The organism is Treponema sp. J25 (genome assembly GCF_004343725.1).
In the GTDB taxonomy this organism is placed as follows: domain Bacteria; phylum Spirochaetota; class Spirochaetia; order Treponematales; family Breznakiellaceae; genus J25.
Genome location: NZ_PTQW01000011.1, coordinates 19,764 through 29,672, shown reverse-complemented (window position 1 = coordinate 29,672; position 9,909 = coordinate 19,764). Strand labels below are relative to the sequence as shown.

General features: G+C 48.7%; 6 protein-coding genes. 2 read left to right on the top strand and 4 right to left on the bottom strand.

Features of this window, described 5'->3' with window-relative positions; all coding sequences use genetic code 11:
• The 4 genes from C5O22_RS03530 to C5O22_RS03515 form a co-directional block, all read right to left on the bottom strand.
• The coding region (locus C5O22_RS03530) for a hypothetical protein (protein WP_132779823.1) at positions 1–393 on the bottom strand (393 nt) is incomplete at its 3' end.
• Positions 394–556: 163 nt separating this feature from the next.
• Complete coding sequence (locus C5O22_RS03525; RefSeq protein ID WP_132779822.1) at positions 557–1,006, bottom strand: hypothetical protein; 450 nt, start codon at positions 1,004–1,006, stop codon at positions 557–559.
• 10 nt (positions 1,007–1,016) lie between these two features.
• Positions 1,017–2,732, bottom strand: a complete 1,716-nt coding sequence (locus C5O22_RS03520) for a hypothetical protein (protein WP_132779821.1) — start codon at positions 2,730–2,732, stop codon at positions 1,017–1,019.
• A gap of 138 nt (positions 2,733–2,870) precedes the next feature.
• On the bottom strand, positions 2,871–4,781 hold the full coding sequence (locus C5O22_RS03515) for a glycosyl hydrolase 53 family protein (protein WP_132779820.1): 1,911 nt from the start codon (positions 4,779–4,781) through the stop codon (positions 2,871–2,873).
• 305 nt (positions 4,782–5,086) lie between these two features.
• On the opposite strand from C5O22_RS03515, the gene C5O22_RS03510 reads away from it, so the two are divergent.
• Both C5O22_RS03510 and C5O22_RS03505 read left to right on the top strand, forming a co-directional pair.
• Positions 5,087–6,214 (top strand): GntR family transcriptional regulator, encoded by a 1,128-nt coding sequence (locus tag C5O22_RS03510; protein ID WP_132779819.1) that lies wholly within the window; start codon positions 5,087–5,089, stop codon positions 6,212–6,214.
• The gene (locus tag C5O22_RS03505) at positions 6,201–9,908 is read left to right on the top strand and encodes a glycoside hydrolase family 2 TIM barrel-domain containing protein (RefSeq protein WP_132779818.1); all 3,708 of its coding nucleotides are present in this window, start codon (positions 6,201–6,203) and stop codon (positions 9,906–9,908) included. Before C5O22_RS03510 ends, C5O22_RS03505 begins: the two co-directional genes overlap by 14 nt.
• Position 9,909: the final 1 nt, after the last annotated feature.

Below are 9,909 nucleotides of genomic sequence, written 5' to 3'. Positions count from 1 at the left end.
ACTATTATGGCAGAGCGCGAAGCCGCCTACCTTTACGGTGACATTCAAGCTTCCAGAAGGGATAGTAGTTCCCCCATCAAGGCGAGAAAGAATCGGCCCCATGTTCAGGTGATACACCGTAGCATCGGAGCTCAGGTATCCTCCCGAGAGAGAGAGGGTTTCTGTAGATTGATTCCCTGCTCCGTTAGTATACGAAAGGGTAAAGGAACCAGAAAGGCCCGTCTCACTGAGACGTACTTTTTTTCCAAAGGAAATGCTTAAGAATCCGACAGAACCGGCCATGGAACTGTTCTTTGAGCCATTGTAATACCATACGGTATCCGCCAGGTTTGCTACACCGGTTTCTGCAACTATTCGAATCTTTTGTTCCGAACTTAAACTTAATTGGAGCATTTCACAACTATCCAAAACTAAACTACCTATTATTATCAGAAATAAACTCCCCATGATCCTATATTTCTTAAGAGAGGGAAAAATTCTTCTTTTCTGATTGGTACCCCAAGAAACCGAGACAGTCTTACAGCACAAAATGGTACGCTTTTTCATCCTTATCCTCCTATTCCACCCTAATGGTTGCAGGAGCAGTACTCCCATCGATGGTGATGGTGACCTCATCGCCCAGGGTGATACCACTGATATAAAAGTTATGGTACACATTCTGTGTCTCATCTATCGCATTTCCCTGGGTAGCGGGATACCAGGGCCTGGTCCAACTTCCCACGGGGACCACCGTGCATTTAATGGCCGAACGAGTTATAGAAAGAACTGAAGAAGTTCCTTTGCCATCTTTAAGAATAATTACCGAGGTACTGTTATCCCAGTTGTTAAAATCTCCAGGAATAGCATAGGAACCACTAAGATTGGAAAAATTCTTTATCACAAAGGTTACCTTAGCAGCCTCCTGATTATGGAGCCCCAAGGGATCGGCACAGGAGGAAAACAGGAAAAGGACCCCTCCAAGGAAGAACAGAGTTAATTCCCACTTCCACAATTTTCTCAGTTTCACAACACACCTCCTATTTTAAATCCCAGATAAGACCAATACTGATACGGCTTTCCGTAACTGCTTCATACAAACTGTTAAGAAGGAAGGTCCTATGTTCGGGTCGGTTATCCGGATCATCGGCCCGGTACAGTTCGTAGCCCGTGCTTTCGTAGGGATCCATGCCGTAGGTAATATGGGCCCACAAACGGGGAGATCCTAAAGAAGTGATACTCGTTTTTTGGGAGAAACCCAGGGCAAAACCAAAGGGCACCCACGCAGGATCTTCACTCAATTTCTGACGAAAGAGGGCTGCCCCCGTAAATCCAAGGGAATCGTCCACATCGTAAGTGGTCATAACGGAATGATACAGAACATTCAGGGGATACCGGGAAGAAGACCAGGTACCGTACTCGGCAAGAAGCGCATAATCAAAAAGGATCTTTTTCACATAGGGAGAAAGCTCAAGCGCCTTTATCTCTATACCTCCCTCTGAGAAACGGAATACCCACGGACGATCACTGGCAGTATTTTCTGCAAGTCGATCCACCAGGAATACCCCATAGGCTGAAAGAGAGAGGTCAAGAGAAAAGAAGGGAACCAAACTCACATCTACTATTGGCTGGAAACGGCCAGTCCACTGCCCCTTTGTCAGGTCATCCATACCTGCCAAGGTAAGAGAGCTATCCAGGGTAAAGGAAAGGGATTGCCCTAATGTCAAGGTCTGGATCCAGGTAGTAGTAGCCGTATCCGCATCAAGGATGGCGTTGTTCCCCCAAACAGTGTCAGCTTTTTTCCCTGCAAAAGACTGGGCAACACTGGTGGTATATGCTCCCTTACTAAAACGTACTCGGCCAGCTACGGCAGAAGCATCAAGGCTAGCAGGGACCTCCGTACCAAAGGTTGTTAATACATGGAGTTCAATTCCAATAGTTTCATTTAACCGGAAGTCCCCATAGTTTGAAAGAGCATTAAGATTTTGTTCATTATAACGGAACAATTCCGTAGAATTACTGACGCTTGTAAAAGTAGCTGCCAACTGTACATCTTCTCCTAATCGAAGGTCCGTTACAGAATACAGGCCATATTCTCCTCGCATACGACTCAAAGCCACAAGAACATTAAGAGAGCTATTCTCTCCTAAAGATTGGAGGGCCTTTCCATTTCGAAATTCCCAAAATCCCTTACCTACATCATCCCAGGGATCCAGCACATTATAAATACCGGTGAAACCGCTCATCGTATTTTCATTGAGAGAGCCATATCCGATGCGACTTTCAACATGGGGACCCTTTATCGAAAAGCCCAGTTTGTTAAGAACTCCAGGAGTAGAAGAATTAAGTCCTGAAACCGGTGCAAAAAATAAGGAGGCAATCCCTTGGATACCATCACCCCAGGTAACATCAGGCACATTAGCACCGTAACTATTTGCCTGGTAAAGGGTGTGATCCAGTTTCCACAGACCTATTTCTGCATCCAGGTGTATTCCAGGAATAACCTCTCCCCAGAACCACCAGTTGGCCTTAGAAAACAAAGAAGCCCGATCTAATTCATAGCCGCTTTTGGTGCCCGTGGCGATATCACGGATAAGAGAAACCGTATTACTCGTTACCTCAATCCAAAGACCACTTTTAAGAGAACTATCACCCTGTTCTTTTGCGGATGGAATCACAGAAAGGTCCTCGTTTACGGGAATTTCCGTATCATTTTCTATGACTTGCTGGGCTTTTAAATCAAACGGGACCATCACAAAAGAGGCCATCCATAATGCTATCAAAAAGATTTGTTTTCCATGTGCTCTGAGATACCATACTAGAGATGGAAAGCTTTTCCCATGTTGTATAAACCATCGTGATCCGAACCTTTTCCGTTCTTTCATACCATTCTCCTATTTCGTATCAAGGTAGAATTCCACATCGTCGAAGTTTCCCCAACAGTTGGCATTCGCATCGATATAAATCCCGATGGTACACTGGTTATTGGTTACCTCGATGGCAGGGATGGTATACTGCTTCCAGGCTCGCCAGCCGGTGTTCACAATAGGTACCGAAATCGTCTTTCCCGACCCAAAGTCCCGGGCGTAGAGTTTTATAGAATTTTCGCCACCCCCACCCATGGCCCAGATAGAAAGTACATAGGTACCATTGGGGATGTTCTTAAAGGTTCTGCTGAGGTCTGACTTAAAAGGTTTATCAAGCCAATATTTGTACGTCCAAGAGCCGGTCCGAGCGTTAGCTTTGTTATTTTCTACAAAGCAGGCCACCGAAGGACCATTAAGCTTCCATTCCCCAAGCTTACCACTTTCCCAGGAAGCATCGGTTATAAGGTTAATTTTCTTACTTACCGTAATCTCCGCTTGGACCGGCAGGCTCGCTCCCTTTACCCTTCCGGTCAACAGAAACACCCGTTCACTGGTTTCTTTACTCCAATCATGGCGGTCCCATTCCACGTCCACAAGACGCAGGGCCCCGTCATTGAATTCAACTTTTATCTTTGAAGGGAGATTTACGGGAGTTGCGGGCGCGGTACGGAACTTAACCGGCTCGGCACGGACCGGAACAATCTGCACCGGTTTTGTATCGTAAACTCGATTAAATACCTGCATAGAAGGAAGAACCCGGCCTTTAAAGTCGAACATTGCCTGGTTCTCCCAGTTATTCCCTTCGCCTACAAACCAACCGGCTCCTTCGACAGGTATCCATTCAGGGGCCCAATAAAAAATACCCAGCCCCCCAGGAACCGAAGCAATGGCAGCCATGACGTCCCGGACTGCCGTCGCCTGCCCCTGGACGCTCGCTACATAGCCCCCCTGTTCATCGTCATACACTTTAAACACATTTCCCTGACTATCTCCATCTTCTTCGGTCCAACCATAGGCGGTTTCAGCAATAAGAAGTTCCTTTTTGTACCGATTTGCCAGATCCTTTAGGTTAGCCTGGAGATCTGAAAGGGGACCGTGCCAATAACAATAATAGGAAAGACCAATTACATCGAAATCCACCTTTTCTTTTACGATAGGATCAAAAATACTACGATAGAGAGCATTGTTTCCCCCATCGGCCAGATGAATAACTATTTTGATGTTCTTTGCTTTTCCTGAAGGATCTGCGTCCCGCACCGCTTTAGAGGCACTCTTGAGTAGCTTAATAAAAGCACTCATTCCTCCTACCTGCGGATCCCGATCATCCTTCCAGATCTTTCCTTCCGGCCAGAGCATCCCATTATTGAGTTCGTTCCCGATCTGCACCATGTCAGGGGTAACCCCGGCAGCGGTCATCTGTTTTATTACATCAAGGGTATATTTATAAATCTCAGTGGTAAGTTCATTAAGCCCCAGGTCTTTCCAGGCGAAAGGTTTAGTTTGGGTCTTCGGATCCGCCCAAAAATCACTATAATGAAAATCAAGGAAAATCTTTAATCCCAATTTCTTTGCCCGCTGGGCAAGCATAATCGTTCGGGCGAGGTCATTATTGCCACCACCGGGAAGATCCCCCTTATTAGCAATAATTTTTCCATCCCGCACCACAGCCTTAGGACTGCGAGGGGTATGCCACAGCCGAAGCCGTACCCAATTAATCCCGTGATCCTTTAAAACAACCAGGGCATCCTGAGGTTTTCCCTGAGCATCGTAGTATATCCCTCCCTTTTCTTCTATCTGAGCAAGCATAGACACATCGGCGCCCCGGATAAAGTCTCGGGGAAGTCCAGGAATAGGCTGAACAACCAACTCTTGAGCCCCTACAACCGTGAACCCCCATACCATCATAAGGCCCACCAAACGTACTATCCCTTGTTTCATAGGGATACCTCCTCTCTCTTTCCCATCAATTTACACGTGTTATTTACACGTGTAAATTGATGGTACACCCGGAATAGTAAGTTGTCAAGAAAAATTTTATACAGAGTAAAACAGAACCAGCGAGCACCGATAAAAAGAACACGATGGGCCTGTCCCTTCTTTATTAAAATTAAAATTCCGACATCCTCTTTTTATTTAGAACATTAACGAAGAAAAACTACCAGCCGAAAGTTTTCTCAATTGACAAAAAGACCTTTTCTCATTAGGCTGATTAACCTGTAGTACAGGTTTCATAGGTTGTTAACATGTCTAAGGCGGATACCATTTATTTCTGGCTCATCGAACAGTTTGCTACCAACGCCATTGCAGTGGGAGAGCAGCTTCCCTCTGAACATACCCTCAGCGTCCGCTTTGGCACTTCACGCCCTCAGGTGCGGGAAGCGCTGGCACGGCTCTTTCATGAAGGGCTTATTGAAACCCGCCGAGGCAAGGGTTCTTTCCGAAAAGCGACAAGCCTTCCTGTTCAATCCAATAAAGATATTGCGGTAATTCTTCCCCACCTTTCAGGATACGTGTACCCCGCCCTTGTCGAAGAGGCGGAACGGGCAATCCGCGAAAAGGGGTTCCAGGCGTTGTTTAGCTGTTCCGGAGGATCTCACCATACAGAAGCAGAAGTCCTTAAAAGACTTGCCGAACGTCCCCTGGCAGGAATACTTATCTCCCCTTCTTTTGATCTTTTCCCCGGATCTTCAGAAAATGTGTATCTACTCCGACAGTTCTCTGCTAAGGGAATTCCCGTGGTTATTTTAGATCACCAATGGGAAAGTTTTTCCTGTATTTATCTTGACGATTTTAGGGCAGGCCAGCGAGCAGCCCGATACCTCTTAGAAAAAGGGCACCGTTCGTTAGGTCTTTGTTCTCGTTCTGGTCATACACCGTTTGTACTAAGAAGTCAAGGGTTTAAAACTGCTTATCTAGAGATCCAAAAAAGCGATAGCTTTGAAGGCAAAGAGCTTTCGGTTTCGGAACTTTACCTACCCGAAGAACAGCGACAAGAATGGAAAGGTCTTATCAAAAATTATCTTGCTTCACCTCACCGGCCAACGGCGCTTTTTTGTGTCAATGATATTCTTGCCTTTGAGGTATGGCAGGAAGCCACCGCCTTAGGGCTTCGCATCCCTGAAGATATTTCCCTCCTTGGTTTTGATAATGCACCACTCATTACTCAACCTGATATCAAATTAACTACCTTTGAATATCCTGCCGGATTTATAGGCCGCCGGGGTGTCCAACTCTTATTTGAACTATTAGAACAAGGGGAAAAATACCCCCCGCTACATCATACCATTACCATAGAGCCCATTCTTATAGAACGGAGTTCTGTTTCTTATAAAATTCCCCAATCAGAGGAGATTGTATATGAATCACCGTGAGAAGCTTCACCCCTTCCCCTGGGAAGAACCGGAACAGACTTCCCTCCATCGACTTCCTATGCGGAGTCCTCTTTTTCCCTTTGCAGATCCCACAGAGGCCCTGAAGGACGCCCTGGGGGGCCCCCGTCATAGGAAACTTCAACAGGGAGGACTTCCCTCAAATACTCCCTGGGTACTGGATCTTGATGGCTGCTGGGAGTTCCTCTGGTATGATTCACCCCAGCACATACCTGCCAATTGGTATGTGCCACCCCACCAACAAGAAAGCTCTGAGCAGTGGGGATCTATCCAGGTACCAGGGAGTTGGTCATTGCAGGGATATGACAGGCCCCACTATACGAATGTCATCATGCCCTTTGGGAATGTGCCTCCTACGGCCCCGGTAACCCATAATCCGACGGGCTTGTATCGTCGTTCCTTTGAACTTCCTCTTTCGTGGGAACAACGCCGGGTGGTACTCCATGTAGGGAGTGCTGAAAGTTTCCTTGCGGTCTATGTAAACGGGCAGGAAGTTGGTTTTTCAAAGGACTCTCATCTTCCTGCCGAATTCGATATCACCTCCTATCTTGTCCCAGGGAAGAACTGGGTGGGCCTCATGGTGGTCCGGTATTCCGACGCAAGTTATATCGAAGACCAGGATCAGTGGTGGCTCGGGGGCATTCACCGAAGCGTATATCTTTATAGCACAGGCTCCGCCTACATTCAGGATGTGGATGCCCGCCCTCACCTGGCGGGTAGCAAAGCCGTTTCTAGGGGGGTGGCCCCCTATTTTCCCCCGGTGGGGGATGTTCATGGTGATACTCATCGACTCGATATTCAGGTAAAGGTCGGTTTTACCGCTGACCCTGCGGCGGCGATACCGGATCTTCCGGTACGAGCCGATTATGGGGAAGCCTCCTTTGAGCGAGCCCTTCCATCGCTCCCCTGCCGTGTTCAGTGTACGTTGTATGAGCCCCTCTCAGAATATCAAGCATCGGTGGGCGATGAAAAAGTCCCCTCTTTGCAAAAAGTCGAAAGCGCAGAAACCACCGTTCCCCCCCTCTATGCCTTTGGTCGTTGGGAAGGGATCTTGAGCATTCCTATAGCCCAGCCACACCTCTGGTCCGCTGAAGATCCCTTTCTGTACGTTCTGGTGATAACCCTTACCGATGCGGAGGGGAATAGCATCGAAAGCACGGCCCTGCGGGTTGGTTTTCGACAGATAGAAATCCGGGATCAGGCCCTCCTGATTAACGGGAAACGGGTTCTCATAAAAGGGGTGAACCGCCATGAACACGATGAGCGGACCGGTAAGGCCCTTTCCCTTGAGTCCATGGTTACCGACATCCTCTTAATGAAACAGCACAATATTAACACAGTCCGAACGAGCCATTATCCCAACGACGAACGGTGGTATGACCTGTGTGATGAATTTGGGTTGTACGTCATCGACGAAGCCAATATCGAAAGTCATGCCTACTACGACAGTATCTGCCGGGATAGCCGGTATGCCCAGGCCTTTCTCGATCGGGTCTCCCGTATGGCCCTTCGGGACAAAAATCATCCCTGTGTTATCATGTGGTCCCTGGGGAATGAATCAGGCTATGGACCCAATCACGATGGGGCTGCCGGGTGGCTGCGGTCCTTTGATCCATCCCGCCCGTTACACTACGAAGGGGCCTGCCGCCCCAACTGGGGTCAGGGGGCTCATCCCCTTATCACCGAGGGTCGGGGCACATTGGCCACCGATATCGTCAGTTCCATGTATCCTGCGATTTCCTGGCTCTCCGAATGGGATCGAACAACCAAGGATTACCGCCCTAACATCATGTGTGAATATTCCCACGCCATGGGGAACTCTAACGGCAGCCTTTCAGATTATTGGGAGGCAATAGAAAAAGGCCAGGGGCTCCAGGGGGGCTGTATCTGGGAATGGATGGACCACGGTATCCTAGTAGGATCCGGAGGGGCCATCGCCCCTTCCTGTCAGACACCCCCGGGGCCCAATGCTCTCACCTTTTTTAAAGATTCCCCGATAGAGACGGCGGGCACCGCTTGTAAGGCAGATACCAATCCGGCGGAGGCAACCAAAACCTCTCGCACAGAGACGCTCCTTCGGTCCCCGACAGAAAAAGCAGAATCCTCAGGGCGAAGTAAGGCCTGGCGCTATGGAGGAGACTTTGGGGACCTCCCCACAGACTACGACTTTATTGCCGATGGGCTTGTCTTTCCTGATAGAACCTTAAAACCCGTCATGGCAGAGGTCCACCGGGTGTACCGGCCGGTTAAAATATATCGTACCCTGCCCACCCGCTATCATACCCAGCGGGTTAGCGATGCAAGTTCCCCCGGCGCCGAAATCCAGTTTCGCTGGAATAGGATTTTTATTCACAACTGTTACGATTTTATCGATCTTTCCCATCTTGAACTGGCATGGCAGATTGTTTCCGGCGATCCCTCAGAAAGGAGAATCCCCGTAGTGGAAGGGGTTGTTCCTATGCCTCCCTGCAAACCGGGTGAAATCGTTTCACTGGAATTACCCCTGGATTATAATCAGACCGTGGAGACCTATTTTCTAAAAAAAGATCCCCTGGTTTTACAGCTCTTTGTTAGACTTGCCGTTCCTACTTCCTGGGCAAGGGTGGGCCATATCGTCAGTAGCGAGAGCTTTGAGCTTACCCCCTGGGATATGAGTGACTTGAGAGGGCAGAAAAAAACGACGGCCCAGGGAAGGGAGCACCCGCAGACCAGCGACATCCTGGTTCGTAGAGAACAAGGGCTATTCTCGGTGTACATTCCCCAGTATGGGGAATTCCTGCAAGAGCCTATCCGGCCCCATCTGTTCCGGGTTCCCACGCAGAACGATGGGCTTAAGAATTTTCAACAGGTACGTAACCGTCCCGAATTCTCATTTTACTATGCCAACAAGGCAATGAATGCCTGGTTTGAATGGGGACTGGATGATCTGGTACTAACGCAAGAAGATTTCCCTGAACAACATCTTCCAACGGGCACCATAGAAAACCCAATCTCTCGAGATAAAAAAGCATTTCCATCTTCGAAATCCTCTTCTCAGGGAGAGGAGGAGAGCATCATTTCAGCTACCGAGACAATATGGCATATCACCACAAAAAAGGGAAAAGATGTTGGTTACTATCACGAGAGGATTACCCCTCTTTCGGGCAGGCTGTTCCGCCTCGATATGACCTTCATTCTTAACCCCTCTCTACCAGAGCTTCCCCGCATCGGCATTCAGATGAAAACCAGACCTTTTAGTCATGTGGAATGGTTTGGCCTTGGGCCCCACGAAGCCTACAGCGACAGGAAAGCGGGGGCTATGCTTGGGCGCTGGTACGCTTCCATACCTCAACTAGTTACCCCCTATATAGTTCCACAGGAGCAGGGCAACCGCCACCAGGTACGATGGCTCACCCTGTACCAGGTAGAGCGGCCCCTTCTCTGGATTGGAAGTGAAAAACCCTTTGATTTTTCGGTAAGCCCCTACTCCGACAGGGAACTCTGGGAAGCCCGCCACTGGGATGAGCTTCCTCCTTTCGAAGAAGCCTGCCAGCGTGGACTCTGGCTCAATCTCGATATTGCCCAGCGGGGGGTGGGGACCGCTACCTGTGGGCCTGACACCCTGGAGGCATATCGATTATACCCCGGTATGCATCGAATGACCCTGTATATGGGGCTTCCCCCTACCAGAGAATAAT